Annotated in this window: 19 protein-coding genes; 9 read left to right on the forward strand and 10 right to left on the reverse strand. The window is 75.3% G+C overall.

The genetic code is table 11. From position 1 onward, the window contains the following. Positions 1–53: 53 nt before the first annotated feature. Positions 54–3,788 (forward strand): FG-GAP repeat domain-containing protein, encoded by a 3,735-nt coding sequence (locus H9657_RS19575; protein WP_191781405.1) that lies wholly within the window; start codon positions 54–56, stop codon positions 3,786–3,788. Positions 3,789–3,867: 79 nt separating this feature from the next. Continuing rightward, positions 3,868–7,179 carry a LamG-like jellyroll fold domain-containing protein gene (locus H9657_RS05975; protein ID WP_191781407.1) on the forward strand — a complete coding sequence of 1,104 codons (3,312 nt, stop codon included), beginning with the start codon at positions 3,868–3,870 and terminating at the stop codon, positions 7,177–7,179. Positions 7,180–7,265: 86 nt separating this feature from the next. Here H9657_RS05975 and ggt read toward each other — a convergent pair whose 3' ends face one another. Continuing rightward, a complete protein-coding gene (gene ggt, locus H9657_RS05980; RefSeq protein WP_191781409.1) occupies positions 7,266–9,137 on the reverse strand; it encodes a gamma-glutamyltransferase in 1,872 nt (623 codons plus the stop codon). Between the two features lie 79 nt (positions 9,138–9,216). After that, positions 9,217–10,407: an NAD(P)/FAD-dependent oxidoreductase gene (locus H9657_RS05985; protein WP_191781416.1), complete on the reverse strand. Its 1,191-nt coding sequence runs from the start codon at positions 10,405–10,407 to the stop codon at positions 9,217–9,219. Between the two features lie 155 nt (positions 10,408–10,562). Here H9657_RS05985 and H9657_RS05990 point away from each other — a divergent pair, with 155 nt between their 5' ends. After that, positions 10,563–11,306: a glycerophosphodiester phosphodiesterase gene (locus H9657_RS05990; RefSeq protein ID WP_318241327.1), complete on the forward strand. Its 744-nt coding sequence runs from the start codon at positions 10,563–10,565 to the stop codon at positions 11,304–11,306. A 65-nt stretch (positions 11,307–11,371) separates the two neighbouring features. Here the strand turns inward: H9657_RS05990 and H9657_RS05995 are convergent, their stop codons facing one another. The 4 genes from H9657_RS05995 to H9657_RS06010 form a co-directional block, all read right to left on the reverse strand. Further along, entirely contained in the window at positions 11,372–12,178 is an 807-nt protein-coding gene (locus H9657_RS05995; RefSeq protein ID WP_191781418.1) for a hypothetical protein, read from the reverse strand. A gap of 108 nt (positions 12,179–12,286) precedes the next feature. Then, a complete protein-coding gene (locus H9657_RS06000) occupies positions 12,287–13,123 on the reverse strand; it encodes a hypothetical protein (RefSeq protein WP_191781420.1) in 837 nt (278 codons plus the stop codon). A gap of 207 nt (positions 13,124–13,330) precedes the next feature. Then, complete coding sequence (locus H9657_RS19580) at positions 13,331–15,013, reverse strand: glucuronyl esterase domain-containing protein (protein WP_318241328.1); 1,683 nt, start codon at positions 15,011–15,013, stop codon at positions 13,331–13,333. 151 nt (positions 15,014–15,164) lie between these two features. Then, complete coding sequence (locus tag H9657_RS06010) at positions 15,165–16,031, reverse strand: oxygenase MpaB family protein (protein WP_191781424.1); 867 nt, start codon at positions 16,029–16,031, stop codon at positions 15,165–15,167. 213 nt (positions 16,032–16,244) lie between these two features. Between H9657_RS06010 and H9657_RS06015 the strand changes: the two genes are divergently transcribed. After that, positions 16,245–16,712, forward strand: coding sequence for a GyrI-like domain-containing protein (locus H9657_RS06015; RefSeq protein ID WP_191781426.1), 468 nt, complete (start codon positions 16,245–16,247; stop codon positions 16,710–16,712). A gap of 16 nt (positions 16,713–16,728) precedes the next feature. Here H9657_RS06015 and H9657_RS06020 read toward each other — a convergent pair whose 3' ends face one another. Further along, on the reverse strand, positions 16,729–17,100 hold the full coding sequence (locus H9657_RS06020) for a VOC family protein (protein ID WP_191781428.1): 372 nt from the start codon (positions 17,098–17,100) through the stop codon (positions 16,729–16,731). 241 nt (positions 17,101–17,341) lie between these two features. Here H9657_RS06020 and H9657_RS06025 point away from each other — a divergent pair, with 241 nt between their 5' ends. Then, on the forward strand, positions 17,342–17,527 hold the full coding sequence (locus H9657_RS06025) for a hypothetical protein (RefSeq protein ID WP_191781430.1): 186 nt from the start codon (positions 17,342–17,344) through the stop codon (positions 17,525–17,527). A gap of 49 nt (positions 17,528–17,576) precedes the next feature. Here the strand turns inward: H9657_RS06025 and H9657_RS06030 are convergent, their stop codons facing one another. Both H9657_RS06030 and H9657_RS06035 read right to left on the reverse strand, forming a co-directional pair. Beyond that, entirely contained in the window at positions 17,577–18,008 is a 432-nt protein-coding gene (locus H9657_RS06030; RefSeq protein ID WP_191781432.1) for a hypothetical protein, read from the reverse strand. A 48-nt stretch (positions 18,009–18,056) separates the two neighbouring features. Continuing rightward, the gene (locus tag H9657_RS06035) at positions 18,057–18,632 is read right to left on the reverse strand and encodes a mycothiol transferase (protein ID WP_191781434.1); all 576 of its coding nucleotides are present in this window, start codon (positions 18,630–18,632) and stop codon (positions 18,057–18,059) included. A gap of 83 nt (positions 18,633–18,715) precedes the next feature. On the opposite strand from H9657_RS06035, the gene H9657_RS06040 reads away from it, so the two are divergent. The 3 genes from H9657_RS06040 (at position 18,716) to H9657_RS06050 (ending at position 22,151) form a co-directional block, all read left to right on the forward strand. Continuing rightward, on the forward strand, positions 18,716–19,759 hold the full coding sequence (locus H9657_RS06040) for a helix-turn-helix transcriptional regulator (RefSeq protein WP_191781436.1): 1,044 nt from the start codon (positions 18,716–18,718) through the stop codon (positions 19,757–19,759). A gap of 38 nt (positions 19,760–19,797) precedes the next feature. Continuing rightward, positions 19,798–20,472 carry an FAD-binding protein gene (locus tag H9657_RS06045; protein ID WP_191781438.1) on the forward strand — a complete coding sequence of 225 codons (675 nt, stop codon included), beginning with the start codon at positions 19,798–19,800 and terminating at the stop codon, positions 20,470–20,472. Positions 20,473–20,573: 101 nt separating this feature from the next. Next, entirely contained in the window at positions 20,574–22,151 is a 1,578-nt protein-coding gene (locus H9657_RS06050; RefSeq protein ID WP_191781440.1) for a DUF4153 domain-containing protein, read from the forward strand. 18 nt (positions 22,152–22,169) lie between these two features. Here the strand turns inward: H9657_RS06050 and H9657_RS06055 are convergent, their stop codons facing one another. Further along, positions 22,170–23,066: an ArgP/LysG family DNA-binding transcriptional regulator gene (locus tag H9657_RS06055; RefSeq protein ID WP_191781442.1), complete on the reverse strand. Its 897-nt coding sequence runs from the start codon at positions 23,064–23,066 to the stop codon at positions 22,170–22,172. A 70-nt stretch (positions 23,067–23,136) separates the two neighbouring features. On the opposite strand from H9657_RS06055, the gene H9657_RS06060 reads away from it, so the two are divergent. Continuing rightward, complete coding sequence (locus tag H9657_RS06060) at positions 23,137–23,790, forward strand: LysE/ArgO family amino acid transporter (RefSeq protein WP_191781444.1); 654 nt, start codon at positions 23,137–23,139, stop codon at positions 23,788–23,790. Positions 23,791–23,812 lie beyond the last annotated feature (22 nt).

Consider the following 23,812-nt stretch of genomic DNA (forward strand, 5'->3'; position numbering starts at 1 on the left):
CACCCCACCGACCGTCCCGGACCGGGCGAACCGCACGAGGAGACGAGACGACTGTGACGAGCAACGGGGGGCGCACGCGCGCCGCATGGGCCCTGGCGACGGCGGCGGCACTGGCCCTGGCGGGTGCCGCACCCGTCGCGCAGGCGGCCGGACCTCGACCCGCGCCGCCCGCCGCCGCCCCGGCGTGTGCCGACAGCGCACCGGAGGTCGACGCGGCGGGCGCGCTCGCCGCGCGGTGCGACCGCGAGGTGGAGGTCCTGGACGAGCGCAGCGAGTGGGCCACGACCTTCGCGCTGCCGGACGGGTCGATGCGCCTGGACACGTCGATCGCGGCGGTGCGGACCGACGTGAGCGGGGAGTGGGAGCCGGTCGACGCCTCGGTCGTCGAGGGCGACGGCGGCCTGCAGGTCGCGTCGGCCGTGACGCCGATGACGTTCTCCGACGGTTCGGACGGTGCACCGCTGGCGCGCATCGAGCGCGACGGGCACGAGGTCGTCTTCGACGCGCCGTTCGACCTGCCCGCCCCGAGCGTCGACGGCTCGCAGGTCACGTACGACGAGGTCCTGCCCGGGGTCGACCTGGTCGTCACGGTCAACGAGGACGCGACCGGCTTCTCCGAGGTGCTGCGCGTCGAGTCGCCCGAGGCGGCCGCCCACCCGGCGCTGGCCGAGCTGACGTTCGACGTCGAGACCTCCGAGGGCATCGACCTGGAGCAGACGGACGGTGGCTTCGTGGCCGCCGACGAGTCCGGCGAGCCCCTGTTCACCAGCCCTCTCCCCACCATGTGGGACTCGGGCACCGGGCGTCCCGCGCCGTCGTCGTGGCTGGGGGGCCCGGCCCTCGCGGCGAGCGCGACCTCGGACGCCCCGGACCCCGCCGTCGCACCGGCCGCCGGCGCCGACGTCGTCGCGATGGACGCGCAGGTCGCGCCCGACGCCGTGACCATCACGCCGGACGCCGACCTCCTGGCCGACCCCGCCACGCAGTGGCCCGTGTTCATCGACCCGGGCATGTCCGGGTCGCTCAACCAGCGCACCGCGGTGCGCACCGTCGTCGGGACCGCCTACAACTTCGCGGGCGACGAGGGCGTCGGCCTGTGCGACCGCGGCGCCACCACGACGTGCTCGCACACGTTCCGCAGCCGCGTGCTGTGGCAGTTCGCCGGGCTGCAGGCCCTGGGCAACCTCGAGCCGTCCGACGTCCAGAGCGCCGTCTTCGCCGTCACCGGGACGCACTCGTACTCCTGCACGCCGATGCCGGTCACGCTCTACGCCGTCTCCGACTTCGACGCGGGCACCGTCTACCCGGGTGGTGGCTACTGGCAGCCGATCCAGACGCACAACATCACGCACCGCGCGGGCTGCGGTGCGGGCAAGGAGCCGCGGCGCATCGAGTTCGACGCCACGTGGCAGGCGCAGGCCGTCGCCACGGCGAACAGCGGCCTCGCGTCGTTCGGCATCGCCGCTGACGAGGGCTCGATGATGTCCTGGAAGCGTTACGCCTGGGACGCCACCTTCTCGGTCAGCTACAACCGGCCGCCGTCGGCACCCGTGAACGCGCGCACGACCGCACCGGACTCGGCCTGCGTCAGCGGCGCCTTCCGGCCGGCGATCCGCAGCTTCACCCCGGTGCTGCGCGCCGTCCTGCACGACCCCGACGGCGGCAACGTGCACCCCCGGTTCGTCATCGACGACGTCGCGTCGGGCAGCCCGGTCTGGGATACAGGGTGGATGGCCGCCCAGGGTTCGGGTGCCGAGCACGCCGTGCAGGCCGGGGGCAACCTGACCGAGGGCCGGGTCTACCGCTGGAGCGTCTCCGGCGGTGACGGCATCGCGGCGAGTCCCTGGGTCTCGTGCGAGTTCACGATCGACCGCACCCCACCGCCGATGCCCGGCGTCGACGCCGTGGCAGGTCTGCAGGCGACGTACACGAAGGACGCGACGTCCGGCGGTATCGGGCAGCCAGGGCTCTTCCGGTTCTCCGCCGCGGGTGCGACCGACGTCGACCACTACCTGTTCTCCCTGAACAGCCAGGCGCTGAACATGTCGGTGCCGGGCGACACGCCGCAAGCAGTGCTGACGCCAACAGCGGTCGGGACCCAAACGTTGTACGCGCAGGCCGTCGACCGTGCCGGCAACGTCAGCCCCACGCAGACATTCCGGTTCACGGTGGCTCCGGCCGCGATCACCGACGCGTGGCAGCTCGACGAGGCGTCGGGGAGTACTGCCGTCAACGTGGTACAGGGTCGCCCGCCGCTGGCGGTGTCGCCCGGCGTGGCGCGCGTGCCCGGGGTGATCCCCTCGCTCGGTGAGGCCGAGGGTGAGCGTGCGCTGCTCTTCGACGGACCGACGGACACCGCGGGGACCACGACCCCCGTGGTGCGGACGGACTCGTTCTCGGTGACGGCCGTGGTGCGAGCGGACCAGGCGGCACGTGCCGCGACTGCCGTCAGCCAGGACGGGTTCCAGGTCAGCGGTTTCGAGCTCGGACTGTCGGCCAGTGGGTGCCCGACCGGGATGCCGTTGTGCTGGGCGTTCTCCATGCGCTCGGCGGACTCCGACACGGCTCCTCGGGCCGTGGCGACGTCGTCGGCGCCCGTGGTCGCGGGCGAGTGGGTCCAGGTGACGGGTACGCGCAACGCGTCGAGCGGGACGCTGCAGGTGACGGTCTGCACGCTGGGGTCGCTCGAGTCGCCCGGTGACCGGTCACCCGAGGAGGGCGCCGTGGTCACGTCGGGCAGCCGGTGGATGGGCGTGCGCGGCTTCCAGCTCGGCCGCGGGCTGGCCGGGGGTGCCGCAGCGAACACGTGGCTGGGTGCTGTCGGTCAGGTCCGCGTCTACGCGGGAATTGTGTCCATCGAGCGGTTGCGCACCTCGTGCGGCCACACCGAGTCGATCCCCACTCCGTCGGGCACGACGCCGGCGGCACTGCCCGCGGCGAAGAACGCCAGCGGCATCGACCTCGACGGCAACGGCAAGGCCGACGCGTTCTGGAACAGCCCGAACGACGGCCGGTGGCGCGTCTCCTTCGACGGCAAGACGTCCTGGACCGCGATCAACGGCGCCGGCGTCCTGCCGAGCAGCTGGTACCGGTTCGGTGACGTGGACGGCGACGGCCGGGACGACGTCATGCTCGCGCCGCCCGACGGCCGGTGGCTCGTCTCCTACGGCGGGACGACGGCGTGGTCGAGCATCGGCCAGGACCCGAACGCCGCCGGCAACGTCAAGCTCGGCGACCTCAACGGCGACGGCAAGGACGACGTGTTCTGGGCCTGGGCGCACGACGGCAACTGGCGCGTGCAGTACGCCGGCACATCGGGGTGGACCATCATCAACAACGGCGGCGGCTTCGGGACGGAGTCGTACCAGCTCGCCGACGTGAACGGGGACGGCAAGGACGACGTCTTCCTCGCCCACCCCGACGGGCGCTGGCTCGTGTCCTACGGCGGGACGAGCCCCTGGGCGAGCCTCGGACAGGACACGAACGCCGCCGGGAACGTCAAGCTCGGTGACCTCAACGGCGACGGCAAGGCCGACGTGTTCTGGGCCTGGGCGCACGACGGCAACTGGCGCGTGCAGTACACCGGCACGTCGGGCTGGAACATCATCAACAACGGCGGCACCCTCGGGACCGAGCGGTTCCAGCTGGCCGACATGAACGGTGACGGCAAGGACGACGTCTTCCTGTCCAACAGCGACGGCAGGTGGCTCGTCTCGTACGGCGGGACCACCGGCTGGGACCGGATCAACAGCGCCAACGAGGCGCCCGGGCAGGTGCTCGTGCGCTGACGCCCGCCCGCGCCGGGCTGCGGCCCTGGCGCAGCCCACGCCCGCCCCCGCACGGTGACGTGCACGACGAAGAGAAGTGATGACCGTGACGATGGACGTGGGACGGGGCGCTGCCCTGTGGGCGGTGCCGCTGGGCATGGTGCTCGTGGTCGGCGGTGCGGTGCCGGTGGCGCAGGCGGTGGGCCCCGGCGCGCCCGCGGCGGCGGAGTCGTGCGCGGACGAGGCGCCGCAGGTCGACGCCGCGTCGGCGCTGGCGGTGCGGTGCGACCGTGACGTCGAGGTCCTCGACGCGCGCAGCGCGTGGACCACGACGTACGCGCTGCCGGACGGCTCGATGCGCCTGGAGACGTCGATCGCCGCGGTGCGCACGGACGTGTCGGGGCAGTGGGAGCCGGTCGACCCCACGGTCGTGCCGGGGGACGGTGGCTACGGGGTGGCCTCCGCGGTCACACCCATGACGTTCTCCGACGGGTCCGACGGCGCACCGCTCGCGCGCATCGAGCGCGACGGGCACGAGGTGGTGTTCGACGCCCCGTTCGACCTGCCCGCTCCGAGCGTGGACGGCTCGCAGCTGACCTACCCGGAGGTCCTGCCGGGCGTCGACCTGGTCGTCACGGTCGACGAGGACGCCACGGGCTTCTCCGAGGTCCTGCGCGTCGAGTCTCCCGAGGCAGCGGCGAACCCGGCGCTGGCCGAGCTGACGTTCGACGTCGAGACGTCCGACGGCATCGAGCTGGCGGCGGCCGACGGCGGTTTCGTCGTGGCGGACGCGTCCGGTGCGCGCGTCTTCACCAGCCCTCTCCCCACCATGTGGGACTCGAGCGAGGCACGGGCCGTTCCGGGCTGGGACGGTCTCCCGGACCCCGGGGTCGGGACCGGCGCGCAGGAGGTCGACCCGACGGTCGCGCCCGCGCCGGGCGCCGAGGTCGTCGTCATGCCGAGCGACGTCGCGCCCGACGCGGTGACGATCACGCCCGACGCCGAGGTCCTCGCGGAGCCGGGCACGCAGTGGCCCGTCTTCATCGACCCGGGCATCAGCGGGACGCTCCACCACCGCATCGCCGTGCGCACCGAGTTCGGCAACCTCTACAACTTCACCGGCGCGGAGGGGGTCGGCCTGTGCGACGTGCGGGTGATCGCCGACTGCGACCGCACCTACCGGGCCCGCGTCCTGTGGCAGTTCGCCGGCCTGCACGACCTGGCGTCGCTCGACGCCCGCGACGTCAAGCGGGCCACCTTCGCCGTGACCGGGACGCACTCCTACTCGTGCACGCCCATGCCGGTAACGCTGCACGCCGTCTCCGACTTCGACCACACGACGGTGTACCCCGGCGGGGCGTACTGGCAGCCCCTCCAGACGCAGACCATCACGCACCGCCCGGGCTGCGGCGCCGGCAAGGAGCCGCGCCGCATCGAGTTCGACGTCACGAGCGCTGCCGCGTCGACGGCCGGGGGCGACCGGACCACGGCCTCCTTCGGGATGGCCGCCGACGAGGGCTCGATGGCGTCCTGGAAGCGGTACGGCGCCGACGCGACCCTCTCGGTCGAGTTCAACCGGCTCCCGGCCCCGCCGGCAGACCTCTCGATGAGCGAGACGGGTGGTGCCTGCGCGACGGGCGACGGGCGGCCCTTCACGCGGACCGTGACGCCGCAGCTCAACGCGCGGGTGTCCGACCCGGACGGTTCGAACGTCCAGTCCTGGTTCGAGCTGCGCGACCTGACCGCGGGCGGCGCTGTGGTGTGGGGACCGGAGATCCTCCCCGCGCAGGGATCCGGCGCGGGGCACCACGTGCGGGTGCCGGGCGGTCGGCTGCAGGAGAATCGGACGTACCGGTGGGAGGTGCGCGGCCTGGACGACTGGTCCGAGCTCGGGCCGCCGACGGCCTGCGAGTTCACCGTGGACCTCACTCCGCCCCGGATGCCGGCCGTCGCCCCGGTGGAAGGCCGCCCCGCCATGTACCGCGAGGACGCGACGTCGGGCGGTGTCGGGCACCCCGGCCTCCTGCAGTTCTCCGACGCGGGCTCCGGCGACGTCGTCGAGTACCGCTACTCGCTGGCGTCCACGGCCCTCGGCAACCGCGCCCCGGCGAGCACCCCGACCGTGCTCGTCCGACCCCGGCAGGTCGGGACGCAGACGCTGTCGGTCGTGGCCGTCGACCGTGCCGGGTGGACGAGCCCGCGCCGCGACTACCGGTTCAGCGTGGCCTTCCCGGGGCTGAGCAACGCGTGGCGCCTGGACGAGACGGGGACGACGGCTGCCGACCTGGCCGGGTCGGCGCCCCTGACGATCACCGGGACGCCGGGGCGCGGCCCCGGCCTGCCGTCGGACCTGGGTGGTGCCGCCAATGACCGGGCGCTGGTGTTCGACTCCGACGACGACGCGGCGACGGCCGCCGGCCCGGTGGTGGCGACGGACCGGACCTTCTCGGTCTCGGCGTTCGTCCGCCTGGACGACGTCACGCGCGACGCGACCGCCGTGAGCCAGGCGGGTCAGGTGGTCCCGGGGTTCGAGCTGGGACACCGGGTCGGTGCGTCGTGCCCCGAGGAGACGGGCGGGCACTGCTGGGCGTTCTCGATGCCCGGCAGCGACACCGCGGGAGAGGCCGCCGTCGTCACGTCGTCGGTGCCCGTCCGCCAGGGCGCGTGGGCGCACCTGACGGCCACGCGCGACCCCGACGGACGGCTCGGCCTCACCGTGTGCGACATCGGCACGGCCGGAGCGCCCGGTGACCAGAACCCCCTGGCCTCGGAGCCCCAGGCCGGCAAGGGTGCCTGGTCCGCGCTCGGTCGGTTCCGCATCGGGTCGGCGCAGGCCGCCGGTGGCACGGTGCGGGCATGGCGCGGCGCCGTCAGCGAGGTGCGCACCTACGTCGGCGTGCTCACCATCGACAAGCTCCGCACGGCGTGCCGCAACCCGGCGTCCCTCTTCCCCCTGCTGGAGCCTGCTGTCGCGCCGCCCGACACGTACGACGAGGGCGACGCCGAGGTGACGACCTTCACGCTGGTGCCGTACAAGATGGCGTACGACTACCACCTGTACCGCGTGAGCTTCGGGGTGCCCCGGCGCATCACGCCCGAGGAGTGGTCGGCCGCCGGGTTGCCGGGCTACCAGATGAAGGCCGTGGACTACGTCAAGTACCCGTGGTCACCGTCCGTCTACGGCGTCACGTCGTGGCCGTCCGGCAGCAAGGTGGAGCTGCTGACGTACGAGCAGTGGACGACGGCAGGCACCCCGGGCGTGCGGGACGTGGCCTGGGTCGACGGGTCGGACATCTACAAGTCCGCGAGCGCGCCGGAGATCTACGTCAAGGACCCGGCGGGCGCCGTGCACCAGCTCACGCCCCAGGAGTGGGCCGCGACGGGGCACCGCCAACCGCGGATCGTCCCGTGACGCCGGCAGACGTGTCCCGGGTGCGCTGACTGCCGGGGGGGGGGGGGGGGCGGGGGGGGGGCCCCCCCCCCCCCCCCCCGACAGCGTCAGCGGCGCAGTCGGACGACGCCCGCGCTGCCGCCGCCGCGCCGCTCCGGCTCGGCGACGGACAGGAACGTGCCGCGGTCGAGCACCTCGATCGCGGTGGCAGCCCCGATCTCCGGGTTGTCGGCGAACACGTGCCCGAGCGCCTCGAGCCCGGTGCGCGGGAAGGCCGGCTCGGCCTGGATCGACGTCCCGTTGCGGGGTGTCGCGCGCGGCGCGGCGACGGCCTCGTCGAGCGGCATCCCGAGGTCGACGCGGTTCACCAGGGTCTGCAGCACGGTCGTGATGATCGTCGAGCCGCCGGGGGAGCCCAGCGCCAGCAGCGGGCGGCCGTCCTGCAGGACGATCGTCGGGGCCATCGAGCTGCGCGGCCGCTTGCCGGGGCCGGGCAGGTTCGGGTCGGCGCCGCCCTGCGAGTCGGTGAGGCTGAAGTCCGTCAGCTCGTTGTTGAGCAGGAACCCGCGGCCGGGGACGACGATCCCGTTGCCCCCGGTCGACTCGATGGTCAGCGTGTACGCGACCACGTTGCCCCAGCGGTCGGCCGTCGTCAGGTGCGTCGTGGACGTGCCCTCGGGGGTCTCGGCGCTCGGCTCACCCCCGGTCCCGCAGGCGTCGTACGTCCCGTCGGGCGACCCCGGCGCCACGGGCTTGGGCAGCGCCGCCGCGGGGTCGATCAGGCACGCGCGCTCGGCGGCGAAGGCGTCGGACAGCAGCTCCGCGAGCGGGACGTCGACGAACGCCGGGTCGCCGACCCACCGGTTGCGGTCCGCGAACGCGAGGGACGCGGCCTCGACGTAGCGGTGCAGCGCCTGCGTCTCGTCGAGGGCGCCGAGGTCCACGGTCTCGAGGATGTTCAGCGCCTCGCCGACCGTCGACCCGCCGGACGACGGCGGCGCCATCCCGTACACGTCGAGCCCGCGGTAGGTCACCTGCGTCGGGTCGCGGTGGACCACCTCGTACGCCGCGAGGTCGGCCGGTTCCAGCAGCCCGGGCCGCACGACGCGCGCGCTTCCGGGCGCCACGGGCGGCGCCTGCACGGTCTCGACGATCTCCTGCGCGAGCGGCCCGCGGTACAGCGCGTCGACGCCGTCGCGCGCGAGCAGCCGGTACGTGCGCGCCAGGTCGGGGTTGCGGAGCACCGACCCCACGCGCGGCGGCGCACCGCGCGGGAGGAAGAGCGCGGCGGTCGACGGGAAGTCGGCGAACCGGTCGGCGTTCTGCGCGGTCTGGTCCGCGAACGTCCGGTCGACGACGAACCCGCGCTCGGCGACCCGCGTCGCACCCGCCAGCGCCTCCCGCAGGCTCAGCGTCCCCCACGTGTCGAGGGCCGCCTGCCACGTCGCGGGCGTCCCGGGCACGCCGACCGACAGCCCGGACGTGACCGCCTCCTCGAACGCGATGGCGGCGCCGTCCTCGACGAACGCGTCCGGGCCCATCGCGGCCGGAGCGGTCTCGCGGCCGTCGACCGTCTGCACGGTCCCGCTCGCCGCGTCGTACACGACGAGGAACCCGCCGCCGCCGATGCCCGCCGAGTACGGCTCGGTCACGCCCAGCGTCGCGGCCGCGGCCACCGCCGCGTCGACCGCGTTGCCGCCCCGGCGCAGCACGTCCAGACCGACGCGGGTCGCGTCCGGGTCGACGGTCGAGACGGCGCCGCCGGTCCCGACCGCGACGGGGACCTTGGCGGGCGGACGCCCGGGGTGCGGCCCGCCCGGGCCGTGGTGCCCGCCGGGCCCGCCGCGTCCGTCGGGCTCGGCACCGTCGCCGACGTCCGGCGCGTCGGGTGGCGCCGCGCTGCCGGGCAGCGCCCCGGCGCTGAGGGCGAGCGCCGCGACGGCGACGACGAGCGGACGGGCGAGCGTGGACGTGCGCATGGCGGCCCCCTGGTGGTGCGACGTCAGGAGTCCGTCCTACCACCGCATGCGCGCGGCGGCACGGGGTCGCGTGCGCCCGTCAGGACACCTTGCCGCGCAGCAGCCGGTGCCAGTACACCTGCGGCTCCACGTACCGGTCGAACAGGTAGAGCGAGCGCCGCGGCCGCACGAGGTCGGGGAACGGGATGGTCGGCTCCTCGTGCTCGTCGCGGTTGTGCTCGGCCAGCAGCAGCTCGTGCCGTGACGTCGTCACCGGGGCGACCGTGTACCCGTCGTAGTGGCGCAGCGTGCCCCCGACGAGCGCCGCGGGGATGTTGTGGGCGACCACCGGGACCTGCTTGCGCAGCGCGCCGCCGGACGGTGACGTGTCGACCGTGGCGACGTCGCCCAGCGCCCACACCCGGGGGTACGTGCGGTGCTGCAGCGTCTGCGGGTCGACGTCGACGAAGCCGTCGGACCCGGCCGACGCGAGCCCGCTCGCGGCCACCCACGCGGGCGCGCGGTGCGGCGGCGCGACGTACAGGGCGTCGTAGGGCAGCGTGTCCGTCCCGTTCGCGGTGAGCAGGTGCAGGGTCCGCGACCCGGGCTCGACCTGCGCGACGGAGGTGCCGGTGCGGACCCGCACGCCGTAGTCGTCGGCCGCGGCGCGCAGCTCGCGGTCGGCGCGCGCGGTGCCGGCCAGGCGCGAGCCCTCGACCAGCAGGTCGATCGTGATCGTGTCGAGCACCCCGGTCGCGCACCAGTGGCCCGCCGCGAGGAACAGCGGCTTGAGCCCGACGGGCGAGCAGGGCACGTGCCGGTCGGAGATCGCGAAGACCGCACGGCCCGACGTGAGCGACGAGAGCATCTCCCACGTCCCGGGGGCGTGCTCCGGCAGGTAGCTCGTTGACGCGTGGGGTGTCGCGACGGCCTCGCGCATGCCCGGCACGGCGTCCCAGTCGACCTCCGAACCGGGGCACAGCACCAGGTCGCCGTACGCGACGCGCTCGCCGCCGGCGAGCTCCACGACCGACGCGGCGGGGTCGACGGCCGTGACCCGGTCGCGGTACCAGTGCACCCCGCGGGGGACGACGTCGGCCTGCGGCCGGGTCAGGTCGTCGAGCGTCGCGGCACCGCCCGCGACGTACGACAGCAGCGGCCGGTACTGGTGGACCTGCTTCGGTTCGACGAGGGCGACGTCCGGGCACCCCCCGCGCAGCAGCTTGGCCGCGAGCGAGATGCCGGCGTTGCCGCCCCCGACGATGACGACGCGATGGCGCGGGACGTTCATGGGCGCACGCTTCCCTGTGGCTGGAGAACCAGGTCCCGCCACGCTAGGTGACCCGCCCGCGGCGCGCGCGTCGAGGAGCGGGGCGGCCGGGCGGGACGGCGGACGCACGGCCAGCGGTCCGCCGCCGCGCGGCCCGGACGGCCTACCGTGGGGACGTGGAGCAGCACGTGACCAGGGTCGTCGCGCACCGGGGGAGCTCGTGGGTCGCGCCGCAGAACACCCTCGCAGCGTTCGAGTCCGCCGCCCGCGCGGGCGCCGACGCGATCGAGCTCGACGTGCAGCTGACCGCCGACGGGCACGTCGTGGTGATCCACGACGACACGCTCGACGCGACGACGTCCGGGTCGGGCCGGCTCGACGGCACGACGCTCGCCGACGTGCGCGCGCTCGACGCGGGCTCGTGGTTCTCGCCGGCCTACGCCGGGCAGCGCGTGCCGCTGCTCGAGGAGGTCGTCGACCTGCTCTTGCGGCACCCGTCCGTCGACCTGCTGTGCGAGGTCAAGGGCGAGTGGACGGCCGAGCAGGCCGCGCGCGTCACCGGTCCGCTGCGGGACGCGGGCCTGGCGTCGCGCGTCGTGGTGCAGAGCTTCTCGCCGGGCACGGTCGCCGCGCTGCGCGAGGCGGACCCGGACCTGCGGCGGGGGCTGCTGCTGGAGGACGTGCCCGGCGACGTGCTCGACGTGTGCGCCGCGCTCGACGTCGTCATGGCCAACCCGCACGGTCTCGCCGTCCTGCAGGACCCGAGCCTGGTGGCGCGGCTGCACGGCGCCGGCCTGCGGGTCGCGGTGTGGACGCTGAACGAGCCGGCGCACTGGGCCGCGGCCGTCGACCTGGGCGTCGACGAGATCATCACCGACCGCCCGGACCACCTGGCGGGCTGGCTCGCCGCGCGCCGATGACCTGGGTGTGAAGCCTTGCTGCCGGAATCCGGCAGCAACGCTTCACACTCCCGTGCGACTCGCCGTCACGACGCCCGGGCGCGGGCCCGGCGGGCCGTCTCGACCATGCCCGCCCCGAGCGTGAGCAACGCGAGTGCCGCCACGAGAGCCGACGGGCCGCTGCCGCCGGTCGTGGCGAGGCGAGCGGCGGTGGTCCCTGGCTCCCCGCCGTCACCGCTCGCCCCCACGCCGCCCGCCGGACCGACGTAGAGGAAGGTTCTCGACTGCGTGCCGCCGGCGTTGGTGAAGGTGATCGTGGCCTCCCCCGGCGCGCACGGTGGTGTCACGAAGGTCCAGATCCCATGGCCGATGAGCAGGCGCGGCGGACCCGTCGGGGTGAGCCGCGTGCCACACATCTCCATGGTTGCGCGCTCGGGGCTGTACCCGTCCATGAAGAAGTCGATGAAGGTGCCGCCCGCCGTCGGGCCGCTCTCCGGGCCCCATCCGATGATGCGCGGCGGTTGGGGTGCCGGTGTCCCCGGGGCGTCCGTCGGGGACGGCTCGTCGGTCGGCACGTCCTCGGTCGGTGTCGGTGCCGGGCTCGTGACGTCGGTGGGGGACGGTGCCTCGGTCGGCACGTCCTCGGCCGCGGCGGCGTCCGGTCCGGCGGCCTGCGTCGGGGATGCGACGTCGGTCGGGACGACGCCGGTCACGTCGGGCTCCGTGGCCGTGCCGTCGAGCGGGGTCGCGACCGGGCCGGCGTCCGGGCCGGGAGCGCTCGGGCTGCCGGTGGGCACTGCCGTGGCGGGCGCGCCGCCCGCGGCCACCACGACACCCGCGACGGCGAGGGTGACGAGCAACCGGAAGTGGGCGTGCGGACGTGGCGACGTCATCCTCGACATGGGACTGCCCCCAGGGCCGGCCAGTGACCTGTGACCGGCATCACGCACGCGAGGATCGTCCCGTTCTTGGCGTTCCACAAAGCCGGCACCGGCTCGCCGTCACGACGCCCGGGCGCGGGCGCGGCTGGCCGTCTCGATCAGGGCCGTGCCGAGCGTGAGCAATGCGAACGCCGCCAGGAGGGCCGACCGGCCGTCGCCGCCTGTCGTGGCGAGCCTGGTGGCGGTGGCGGCGCTCGTGGTCCCGGGCCCCCCGTCAACCCCCGCACCGCTCGCCGCGCCGACGTAGAGGAAGGTCACCGACTCCGTGCCGTCACGGTTGGTGAAGGTGATCGTGGCTTCCCCCGGCGCGCACGGCGGCGTCACGAAGTGCCAGACCCAGTGGCCGATGAGCAGACCCGGCGGGCCCACCGGGGTCAGCAGCCTTCCACACATCTCCATGGTTCCGGACTCGGGGCTGTACGAGTCCATGATGAACTCGACGACCGTGCCGCCCTCCGTCGGGCCGCTCTGCGGGCCCCACCACAAGCGGATCCGAGGCGGCCAGCGTGGTGTGTACGGGGCCTCGGTGGGAGACGGTTCCTCGCTCGGGGCAGGGGTCGGGCTGGTGGCGTCCGTGGGGGACGGTTCCTCGGTCGGCGTGACCTCGACCGCAGCGGGGGCCGGTCCCGTGGCGTCCGTGGGGGACGCGCCGTCGGTCGGAGCGTCGTCGGTCACGTCGGGCTCCGCGGTCGTGCCGGCCCCCGGGGCCTCCAGGGCGGTGCCGACAGGGGTCGTGTCCGGGACGGGCGAGCTCGGGGTGTCGTCGTCGAGCTGGATCGACGCGAGGCGGTCGGGGGGCAGTGCCGCGGCGGGTGCGCCTCCCGCGGCGACCGCGACCCCGATGACGGCGAGAGCGACGAGCAGCGGGCTGCGCGCGCGTGGACGTGACGACGTCATCCTCGACATGGGACTGCCCCCGGGACCGGCCGGTCACCTGTGACCGACATCACCAATGCGAGCATCGTCCCGTTCTGGGTGTTTCACAAGCCGGCGCCGAGCAGGATCGCACTCTCGCGCCCTTGGGGGCAGGCGTGGGTGGGCTGGATCGACCTCGTGTGAGAGGTCGATCCAGCCCGCTGCCAGAGGTCGATCCGGCTCGTCAGGTCAGGCGCAGGTGGCCGTCAGGCCCTGGCCGTTGCCGGTGCCCTGGAAGCCGAACTCGGTGGTCTGGCCCGCCGCCACGGAGCCGTTCCACGGTGCGTTGGTGAAGCGGACCGTGCCGCTCGACCCGCTGCCGACCGAGTTCCACGAGTTGCTGACGCCCGCGCCGGCCGGCAGCGCGACCGTGGTCGTCCAGCCGTTGAGCGCCGACGAGCCCGCGGTGAGCCGCACGGTCGCGACGAACCCACCGTTCCACTGGTTCAGCGACACGACCGCGGAGCAGCCGCCGGGTGCCGTCGTGGGGCCCGGGGTCGGGGTGGGCGTGACCGTCGGCGTCGGGGTGGGCGTGGGTGTGGGTGTCACCGTCACCGTCGGCGTGGGGGCCGGCGTCGGCGTGGGTGTGACGGTCGGCGTCGGCGTCGGCGTCTGGGTCGGACCAGGGCCGTCCGTGAGCGTCGGCGTCGTCCAGTCCACCCACTGCGACAGGCTGCCCGCCGCGCGGCTCGAGATCCGCATCTGGCCGTTCGGGGTGCCCGTGCCGAGCAGGAACGTCTGGATGTTCTGCGTCAGCGGTGCGCGCCACTCGGGCCGGTTGGCGCAGTGGCTGCCGTCGGCGACGTCGGACCAGTACGTGATGTTGCTGCCCGCGCCGAGCGCCTTGTAGACCTCCGCACCACCGAGCGCCGCGACGCTCGCCGAGCGGGGGCCGAGGTTGGCGATGTGGGGGTTGTCCATGATGAACAGACCGCGCGGGGCGACGAGGCCGACCATCTGGTGGGTGTCGACCGGCAGGTTGTTCGGGTTGCCGGTGGACGACCCGAACGCGTCGCCGAACCACGGCTGCTCGCCGTACGCGCTGCTCAGCGACTGCGCGCCCTCGCCCGGGACACCGCGGAAGATCGGCACACCCGCGGTGCCGGACTCGATGGGCATGGTCAGCGCGATGCGCTGGTCGAAGACGCCGGCGACGAACGCGCCCTTGCCGAAGCGCGAGCAGCCCGTCACGCCGGTCGCGTCGGCCTTGAGGACCGACCCGCCCGACGCCTCGATGACGTCGATGATGCGGCTGACGCCCCACGCCCAGGCCATGAGCAGGCCGGTCTGGCTGGTCGAGCCGTAGATGTCGTAGAACGCGCCCTGCTTGTTGGCGCGGCCGGTGCCCTCCTTGCCGACGACGTACGGGTCGAAGCTGATGACCGCGGCCCCGGCGCTGCGGATGGTCGCGGTGTCCGCGCCGAAACCTCCGTAGACGACGACGGCCGGGTGCGGCCCGTTGCCGCTGGGCAGCGACACGTTGGCCGAGAAGCTGGTGGAGCGGCCGTTGTGCGAGACGTCGACCGTGATCCGGGAGCTGGTGACGCTCCCGGTCACGCTCGACGGCTTGCCCGGCTTCTCGCCGTAGACGTACCGCTCCGCGAGCCGCCGGGTGATCTCCCGCTGGCAGCGCCAGTCGGCCTTGGAGGTGATGCGGGACCCGTCCGGGCGCTTGAAGGGGTCGGGCAGACGCGAGCTCGACTGCGTGGCCGGCAGCGACGGGAAGGTGCAGTCGGCGCCGGCGTTCTCCACCGCCTCGACGAACGGGGCGGCCTGGGCGGGTAGGGGTACGACGACCGCGGCCGCAGCGAGTGCGAGCGACGCGAGGACGACGACGGCAGGGCGGGACTTCGAGCGGCCCGTGGTTCTCACCGGGTCTCTCCCTCCGTGGGGATGGCGGGAGCGGGGCGCTCGGGTCGACGACGGCGGGTGAGCGGCACTGCTCCCAGGGTCGAGCGACACTCTGCAAACGTTTTCCATCGCGGGTCAACGGGCCTAAACCCTTATGCCTCCGCCCCGGGCCTCAGCCCTCCGGCTGACCCGCCAGCAGCCACCGCACCGTGCGCGTCGCACCGTGCCCGGCGGCGCGCGCGGCGGCGACCCGGACCCGCCCGCGGCGCGGGAGCCCCAGCGCGTCGGCCGCCCACCCCGGCAGCGACTCCACGGCGGCGGCGGCCAGGGCCGCGTACCCCGGCCGCAGCGTCCACGGCACGGGTGGCTCCCGCAGCAGGAACTGGGCCGCATCGAGCGCGGCGGGCGTCGCGCGCAGCACGGGGCGGTAGCCCTCGATCGCGTCCCGGAGGTCGGCGACCGTCTCCGGCACGTCGACGGCGCCCAGTGCGCGCCCGACGCGTGCGGTCTGCGCCACGTACTCGTCGGCCCGCGCGGGGCTCAGCGGGTGGGCGCCGTACCGCGTGTGCGCGACGAGGAAGCTCTCGATCTCCGCGACGTGGACCCAGCGCAGCAGGTCCGGGTCGTCGGCCGCGTACGCGATGCCCTCGGGCGTCACGCCGCGCACCCGCGTGTGGATCGTGCGCACGGCGTCGACCGCGGCCTGGGCGTCGTCGGCGGTCCCGAACACGGTGGTGGCCAGGAAGGTGCTCGTGCCCGCGAGGCGGCCCCACGGGTCGTCGCGGAAGTCCGAGTGGCTCGCGACGCCCGCCATCGCGGCCGGGTGCAGCGACTGCAGGAGCAGCGAGCGCAGCCCGCCGACGAACATCGACGCGTCGCCGTGGACGACCCGCACCGCGGCGTCGGGGCCGAACCACCGGGGGCCGGGGCGGCCGTGGATGCGCGTGCGGCTGCGGTGCCCGTGGGGGCCGGCGACACGCAGGAAGAGCGCCTCACCGGAGCGGGCGCGCCAGCGTCGGACGGGGTCGACGAGCGTCACGCCCCCACGGTACGTACCGGTGGACCGGGCTGCGTCCTCCGGGGTCGCCTGGGCGCCGGATCCCGCGGGCGCGCGGCCCCTCGGACCCGTCGACCTGCCCGAACCGTTCCAGCCTGCGGGACAGCCCACCCGATGCTCCCCGATGGGTTCCCCTGCCGGTCGCGGTCGGTGAGGATGGACGCGGACACGCGTCCGATCACGAGGGGGACGACAATGGAGTGCACCCGGACCGACCTGCCCGCCGTCACCATCGCCGCTGTGCGGGCGACGGTGCCGATGTCACGGCTGACGGAGTTCTACGACACCGCCTACGCGTCGGTGACGACTGCGGCCGGGCGTGAGGGGTGGACGCTCGCGGGGCCGGCCTTCGGCTGGTACCACCGGATGCCGACCGACACCGTCGACCTCACGGCCGGCTTCGTGGTCGACGGCGCGGCGCTCGGCACGTCGGAGGACGTCGAGGTGAGCGAGATGCCCGGGGGCGCCGCGCTCGTGCTCATCCACACCGGCCCCTACGACGCGCTGCCCGAGGCGTGGGAGCGGCTCGAGAAGGAGCGCGCCGAGCTCGGCGTCGAGGGCCGCGGCGACTTCTGGGAGGAGTACGTCACCGACCCCGCGCCGGACGGTGACCCCGACCTGAACATCACCCGGCTCGTGCTGCCGCTGCGCGTCGACGCCTGACGCCGGGCGGATCGACTCAGGCCGAGCCGCCGCCGGTCGCTCCCTCGAACAACCCGATCTCGTTGCCGTCGGGGTCGACGAACGACGCCCACCAGCTGGTGTCGTCGATCGGCGTCCTCGGCGCCCGGACCTCACCGCCGAGCTCCGCGACCCGTGCCAGCACCGCGTCGATCGAGTCCACCTCGACGTAGCTGCGGGGCGCGGTGAACCCCTCGCTGCGCGGTGCCAGGCCACCGCCGCTGATCCCGTTCGGGGCCGACCACATCGGGTAGCCCTCGAACCCGGGGACCTCGGCGATCTGCCAGCCGAACAGCGTCCCGTAGAACCGCGACGCCGCCTGCATGTCGCCGACCGGGATGTCGATGTGCGTGATGTCGCCGTGCGCCATGTCCGTGCCTCCGCTCCTGCCGCACCGGCACCACCGGCCCGGGCTGTCCGATCTGTCGCTTTCCAGGCTAGGACCGGGGTCCGACATCCGGCGGTCCGAGGTCCCACCCGGGTGCAGGTGTCAGGCGGCATGCTGTGCGTGCCGATGCAGGAGCGAGGGGTCGCCGGCGGTGTACGTTCGCACCCGCCCGGCACTCCTCCACGGTGTCGGCACCACCACGACCGGGGGGACGGAGGACACGATGCCCGCGCTGCTGCCGCTCCTGCTCCCGGACCCCCGCGACCTGCGCGCGGAGCGCACGCCCGTCGCGCCCGTCCCCTGCGCGGCCCGTCCCGGCACGCCCTTCCGCCATCTCGAGGGGCCGTGCGAGTGCTTCTTCGGCGGTCGCGCGCCCGAGTTCCCGCCGACGGCGGGTGCGCCGGCCTGACGGCACGACCGGTCGTCGGGCCGTCGCCCGACGTCACGACGTCACGACGTCAGGACGGCAGCGACTCCGCGAACCGCACGACCGCCGCGCCGATGCCGGTGCCGAGGGCCGCGACCAGCGCGACGGCCGCGAGCACGAGCGTCGTCACGGCACCCGCCGTGCGCCCCTGCCGCCGCGGCGTGACGTCGGTCGGTCGCGCCGGGTCGACCCAGACGGTCCCGTCGAAGACGTACGGCTGCCCGGGGGCGTGGACGCGGAACACGTGCATCCGGGCGCGCAGCGTCCGGCCGTCCGGCGCGGGGTACTCGACGTCGACGAACTCGCCGCCGGGGCTCGGCGACTCCGACAGCAGCCGCGCGGGCACCTGCACGCGGCGCACACCACGCGCGGCGGCGAGGGCACGGAACCCGAGGACGGCCAGGACGACGGCGAGCACGAGGCTCCCGGCGCAGGCGAGGACGAGGGCCGAGGACGTGGACACGGGCACACGGTAGCGGCCGGCGCCCGTCGGTCCGTGGTCGGCCGTCGGTCACCCCTGCGGCGGGTCCTCCCCGACGAGCCCGTCGATCGCCTCGCGGAACAGGTCCGCGTGACCGAGGTGGCGCGCGTACTCGGCGTTGAGGTCCACCAGGACGCGGCGCCGGTTGGGGTGGACGCCCTCGTCCCACTCGATCGCCGCGGGCTCGTCGAGGCCGCCGTCGGCGGTGACGCGCGTCCACGCCGCGCGGGCCCGCTCGACCGCCTCCTGCCACCAGCGGTACAGGTCGGCGGGGGAGTCGTCGGCGGCGCTGCGCCAGTCGTACCCGGGCCAGTCCTCGGGCGTCGTGCGCTGCCACGGCTTGCCGTAGCCCCCGGCGCCCAGCCAGCGGGCCACGAAGTCGTCCTCGACGAAGGTCATGTGCTTGACCAGGCCGGCGAGGGTCATCTCCGACGGCGGGAAGGCGCGGTGCAGCGCCTCGGCGTCGAGCCCGCCGACCTTCCAGGCGAAGGTGGCGCGCGTGCGCTCGAGCATGAAGAGCGCGAGCTCGACCTCGCCGGCGTCGGGCCCGGGCTCGTCGATGGTCGTGTCCAGCCGTGGGGTCCCCTGGGGGGTGGTGTCGGTCATGCGAGCGACCGTAGGTTGGGTTCCGGACGATCCGCTGCCGGTTCCCGCACGGACGTCCCGGCGGACCGCGCGCAGGGGGCGGCATGACGACCCGCGACACCAGCCCCACCTCGCGCGCCCTGCTGGCGCTCTCCGAGCTGCACGCGCGGCCGGGCCTCACCGCGGCCGACCTGGCCGCCCACCTGGGGGTCTCGGAGCGTGCCGCGCGCCGGTACGTCGCGGTCCTGCGGGAGGCCGGCATCCCCGTGACGTCGGTGCGCGGACCCTACGGCGGCTACCGGGTGGGGCGCGGCGTGCGGCTGCCGCCGCTGGTGTTCGGCGCCGACGAGGCGCTGGGCCTCGTCATGGCGGTGCTGGACGGGCACCACGACGTGCGCGACCGGACCGACCCCGTGGGGTCCGCGCTCGACAAGCTGCTGCGCGCCCTGCCGGAGCCCGTCGCCGCGCAGGCCGCCGTGGTGCGCCGCTCGACGGCGGCCGCGCCGGACCGTGCGGCAGCGCGTCCCGACCCTGCCGTCACCGCGGCCCTCGTGCAGGCGTGCGCGGAGCGCCGGCCCGTGCGCGTGCGGTACCGCTCGGAGTCCGGGCGCGAGTGGGACGCCGACGTCGACGCGTGGTCGGTGGTCGTGCGGCACGGGCGGTGGTACCTCGTGTGCCGGCGGCACGACGGCGACGCCGTGCGCACCTACCGGGTCGACCGGGTGCTCACGGTGCGGGCGCTGCCCGGGACGGCCGCGCCGGCCCCGGCTGTCGACCCCGTCGCCCTGCTGGAGGAGCACCTGGCGCAGGGGTGGGAGTACGACGTCGACGTGCTCGTCGATGCCGCGCACGCAGACGTCGTGCGCCGGCTGCCCGCTGGGCTGGGGCGAGTCGAGCCCGTCGGCCCGACGACGACCCGGCTGGTCGCCACGACGAGCAACCCCGCCTGGTACGCGCAGCAGCTGGCCGCCGTGCCCGTGCCGTTCCGGGTCGTCGGCGGCCCGGAGCTGCGCGCGTGCGTGCGCGAGGTCGGCGCCCGGCTCGTGGCGGCGGCGGACGGCACCGGTCCGACGTCGCCCGGCCCGACCGCCGGCGCCCGCGACGTCACCGGACCCGGAGGTATCACGGACGCGGCAGCCCGCTCCTGAGGGTTCGACGCGGGTGTCGCGTCGTGGAGGAGGTGCGCGTGTTCACACCGTTGCCGACCGACGCCGTGGCCGCGCTGCCCGGGGGGCCGGACCCCGTGCCGTCGGGGACCGTCACCCACCCGGCGCCCGTCCCGGCGCGGCTCGCCGCGCTCGCCGACGCGCTCGTGGACCTCGTTACCGTGCGGCTGACCTCCGCCGCGGACGGGACGACGGGCGCCCGGCACGCGGCGGTCGCCGTGACCCCCCGCACGCCCGACGAGGTCGTGCAGGTCGTCCTCCTCGCCCGCGAGCACGGGGTCCCGGTGGCCGTCCCCGGTGACGGGCACGGCGACGAGGCGTCGCGCGACGGTGCCGTCCTGGTCTCGCCCGTCGCGCTGCTCCACCTGGAGGTGCTGCCCGTGCTGCGACGCGCGCACGCCGGGCCGGGCGTGCGCTGGGGCACGCTCGTGGCGGCGGCCGCGAGGTACGGCCTGGTGCCCGTGGCCGCGGCGGCGCGCGTGACGGTGGTCGGGCAGCTCGTCGGTGCCGACGTCGAGGGGGTCCGGGCGGTCGACGTCGTCACGGCCGACGGCGTGCTGCGGCGCACCTCGCCGACCGACGACGCGGACCTGTTCCGCGCGGTCCACGACGGTGGCCCGCTGCGGCCCGGGCGTCGCGCAGCGGGGGTCGTCGTCGGCGTCGAGCTGGACCTCGTCGAGCGCGGGGCGCGCTGACCGCCGCGTCCACCGGGTCGTCACAGGACCTGCACGCGCACGCGGCGATCTCTCACGCGGAACGGCGCACGGCCGCGGCCGGCGGAACCTACGGTGTCGCCATGAGCGACGCCGGTGAGCCCACCGCCCCGACCGACCCGCCGCCGGCCGGGCCGACGGGGGTCGCGGCGCCGCCGCACCCGCCCTGGCAGGCACCCGCCCTCCCGCCCGCGCCGCCCACGCGGTTCGCGCTCGCTCGCGACGCGTTCTGGGCGGCGCGCACCGTGCCCGCGCCGGTCCCCGTGCTCGCCACCGCCGCGGGCGTCGGCGTGCTCGGGGGCGTGCTGCTCGTGGCCGACCTGCCGGGCCTCGGCGCGGCTCTCGTCGCGCTGGCGGTATGGGGTGCGGCGGTGCCGGCCCTGGTGCGGCGCCGCGCGTGGAACGCGCTCGTGACCGCGGCGCTCGCGGTCGCACTGGTGGCCATGGTCGCGGTGCGCGACGCCGGGTGGGTCCTCGCGCTCTGCGTCGTGGTCGCGGTCCTCGCGGGGATGGTGGCCGCGACGTCGGCGACCAGCGCGCCCGCGGTGCTCCTGAGCCCGCTGACGTGGGCGTCCGGTGCCCTGCGGGCCGTGCCGTGGGTCCGCCGCGGCGTCGGGACGCTCCTGGGCACGCGGCGCGCGCAGCTGCTCGTCGCGCTGCGCAGCGTCGCCGTCACGGTGGTGCTGCTGCTCGTGTTCGGTGCCCTGTTCGCCAGCGCGGACAGCGTCTTCGCGAGCTACCTGCCGAGCTTCGACGTCGGGATGCTGCCCGCGCGCGTGTTCGCCGGTGTGCTCGTCGCGCTCCTCACCGCGTCGCTCGCGCACCTCGCGATCGCGCCGCCCGGCTGGTCCGACCACCGGCTCCCCGAGGGACGTCCTGCGCGCCGCGGCGAGTGGCTGCTGCCGGTCGGCGCGCTGGCGGCCCTCGTCCTGGCGTTCGTGCTCGTCCAGGTGGGCGCCCTGGTCGACGGTCACCGGCACGTGCTCGACACCCTCGGCCTCAGCTACGCGCAGTACGCGCGGCAGGGGTTCGCGCAGCTCGTCGTCGTCACCGCGCTGACCCTGGTCGTCGTGGGCGTCGCCGCCCGCCGTGCGCCGCGCGCGACCCCGCAGGACCGGCTCGTGTCCCGGGTCGCGCTGGGGGTGCTGTGCGTGGGGACGCTCGGCGTCGTCGCCTCCGCGCTGCGGCGCATGGACCTGTACGTCGAGGCGTTCGGGCTGACCCGGCTGCGGCTGCTCGTCCTGGTCGCCGAGGTCGCGCTGGCGGTGATCCTCGTCCTGGTGATGGTGGCCGGGATCCGCTGGCGGGGGACGTGGCTCCCGGTCGCCGTGGTGCAGGTCGTCGCGGTCGCGATGCTGGGGCTCGCGCTGGCCGACCCCGACGCGCAGATCGTGCGGCACAACACGACCGGCGAGGCGCGCGCCCAGCTGGACCTCGGCTACCTGCGCGGGCTGTCCGCGGACGCGGTCCCCGCGCTCGACGCGCTGGACGAGCCCCTGCGGTCGTGCGCGCTCGCGTTCCGTGAGGTCGCGGTGCCGACCGGCGTCGCCGACGCGAACCTGTCACGGTGGCGTGCGGCGTGGGTCCTCGCGTTCGAGGAGCAGGAGGTCGACGTCACCGACAGCGGGACGTGCGCGCAGTGGGACGGTCGCACGCCCTGAGGAGCTCGACGGAGCGGTTCACACGGGTGGGAGCAGGTCCCCGGCGGCCGTGCGCAGCGCGTCGGCGACCGCGTCCAGCGCGTCCGTGCGCAGCGACCACTGCTGCCAGTACAGGGGCACGTCGACCGCGTCGTCGGCGAGCCGCACCAGGCGGCCGGCGCGCTCGTCGTCGTCCGCCTGCTCGCCCGGGAGCATGCCCCACCCGAACCCGAGGCGCACGGCCGCGGCGAAGTCCGCCGACGCGGGGACGCGGTGCCGGGGCGGACGTGCCGGGTCGACGCGCCGCCGGCGCAGCCACCGGTCCTGCAGGCGGTCGTCGGCGTCGAACGTGACGACGGGGGCGACGGCGAGCGCCGCGGCCCGCACGCCCCCGGACGCCGCGTCGTCCCCGAACCACCGGGCCGCGAACGCGGGCGCCGCGAGCGGCCGGTAGCGCATGACGCCCAGCGGCTCGACCCGGCACCCCTGCACCGCCACCGCCTGCGACGTCACGGCACCCATCACGGAGCCGTCGCGCAGCAGCTCGGCCGAGCGCTCCTGGTCCTCGCGGACGACGTGCAGCGCCACGTGGCTCGCGAGCGGGGCGAGCGCCGGGAGCACCCACGTGGTGAGCGAGTCGCCGTTGATCGCGAGGGTCACGTGCGGGACGGCGGCGTCACCGGTCAGGTGCCGGGTGGCGTCGGCGGTGAGCGCGTCGAGCTGGCGGGCCAGGCGGACCAGGGGTTCGCCGGCGGCCGTCGGGCGCACGGGGCGGTCACGGCGCAGCAGGACGGCGCCGGCGGTCTGCTCGAGCGCCTTGATGCGCTGGCTGACGGCCGACGGCGTGACGTGCAGCGCGCGGGCGGCGGCGTCGAACGTGCCGAGGTCGGCCGCGGCCGCCAGCGCGCGCAGCTGGCCCAGGTCCCAGTCGCTCATGCAGCCACGCTAATGCTCCATGCAGAACTTTCGCTGGGCTGACGGCGCGGACCGCCCTACCGTCGTCCCCATGTGGAGCTCTGCGTGGGCCGGCCTCGGCCTCGGGCTGGGTCTGATCGTCGCCATCGGTGCGCAGAACGCGCACGTCCTGCGGTACGGGCTGCGGCGCGAGCGCGTGGGGCTCGTCGTCGCGATCTGCGCGGTCTCCGACGTGCTGCTCATCGCCGCCGGGACCGCCGGGGTGGGGGCGGTCATCGCGTCGAGCCGCACGCTCACGGTCGTCATGACCCTGGCCGGGGCGGCCGTGCTGCTCGCGTACGGCGCGCTCGCGGCGCGGCGCGCGGTCCGCGGGGACGCGGCGCTCGTCGTCGACGCCGCGGACCGGGGTGCGGCCCGCGCGCCGGCGACGGGGGCGGCCGGGGTGGTCGGGGCGGGAGGGCTGGTGGCGGCGACCCTCGCACTGACCTGGCTCAACCCCCATGTCTACCTCGACACCGTGGTGCTGCTCGGGTCGGTCGCGGCGGGGCACGGGGACGCGCGGTGGTGGTTCGCGGCCGGCGCCGCGGTGGGGAGCGTGGTGTGGTTCAGCGCGCTCGGGTACGGCGCGGCGCTGCTGCGGCCCGTGTTCGCCCGGCCGGTGGCGTGGCGCGTGCTCGACGTCGTCATCGCGTGCGTCATGGTCGCCATCGCGGTGGGGCTGGTTGTGGATCTCGTCACATCGTGACCGGGAGCGACGAGTTGTCGAC

The organism is Cellulomonas avistercoris, assembly GCF_014836445.1.
Lineage (GTDB): Bacteria > Actinomycetota > Actinomycetes > Actinomycetales > Cellulomonadaceae > Cellulomonas > Cellulomonas avistercoris.

Excerpts from the sequence above, each read along its gene's own strand:
- H9657_RS05975 (WP_191781407.1), top strand. The coding sequence starts at position 3,868 with ATGACCGTGACGATGGACGTGGGACGGGGCGCTGCCCTGTGGGCGGTG.
- ggt (WP_191781409.1), bottom strand. The coding sequence starts at position 9,137 with ATGCGCACGTCCACGCTCGCCCGTCCGCTCGTCGTCGCCGTCGCGGCG.
- H9657_RS05985 (WP_191781416.1), bottom strand. The coding sequence starts at position 10,407 with ATGAACGTCCCGCGCCATCGCGTCGTCATCGTCGGGGGCGGCAACGCC.
- H9657_RS05995 (WP_191781418.1), bottom strand. The coding sequence starts at position 12,178 with ATGACGTCGCCACGTCCGCACGCCCACTTCCGGTTGCTCGTCACCCTC.
- H9657_RS06000 (WP_191781420.1), bottom strand. The coding sequence starts at position 13,123 with ATGACGTCGTCACGTCCACGCGCGCGCAGCCCGCTGCTCGTCGCTCTC.
- H9657_RS06015 (WP_191781426.1), top strand. The coding sequence starts at position 16,245 with ATGGAGTGCACCCGGACCGACCTGCCCGCCGTCACCATCGCCGCTGTG.
- H9657_RS06020 (WP_191781428.1), bottom strand. The coding sequence starts at position 17,100 with ATGGCGCACGGCGACATCACGCACATCGACATCCCGGTCGGCGACATG.
- H9657_RS06025 (WP_191781430.1), top strand. The coding sequence starts at position 17,342 with ATGCCCGCGCTGCTGCCGCTCCTGCTCCCGGACCCCCGCGACCTGCGC.
- H9657_RS06035 (WP_191781434.1), bottom strand. The coding sequence starts at position 18,632 with ATGACCGACACCACCCCCCAGGGGACCCCACGGCTGGACACGACCATC.
- H9657_RS06040 (WP_191781436.1), top strand. The coding sequence starts at position 18,716 with ATGACGACCCGCGACACCAGCCCCACCTCGCGCGCCCTGCTGGCGCTC.
- H9657_RS06050 (WP_191781440.1), top strand. The coding sequence starts at position 20,574 with ATGAGCGACGCCGGTGAGCCCACCGCCCCGACCGACCCGCCGCCGGCC.
- H9657_RS06055 (WP_191781442.1), bottom strand. The coding sequence starts at position 23,066 with ATGAGCGACTGGGACCTGGGCCAGCTGCGCGCGCTGGCGGCCGCGGCC.
- H9657_RS06060 (WP_191781444.1), top strand. The coding sequence starts at position 23,137 with ATGTGGAGCTCTGCGTGGGCCGGCCTCGGCCTCGGGCTGGGTCTGATC.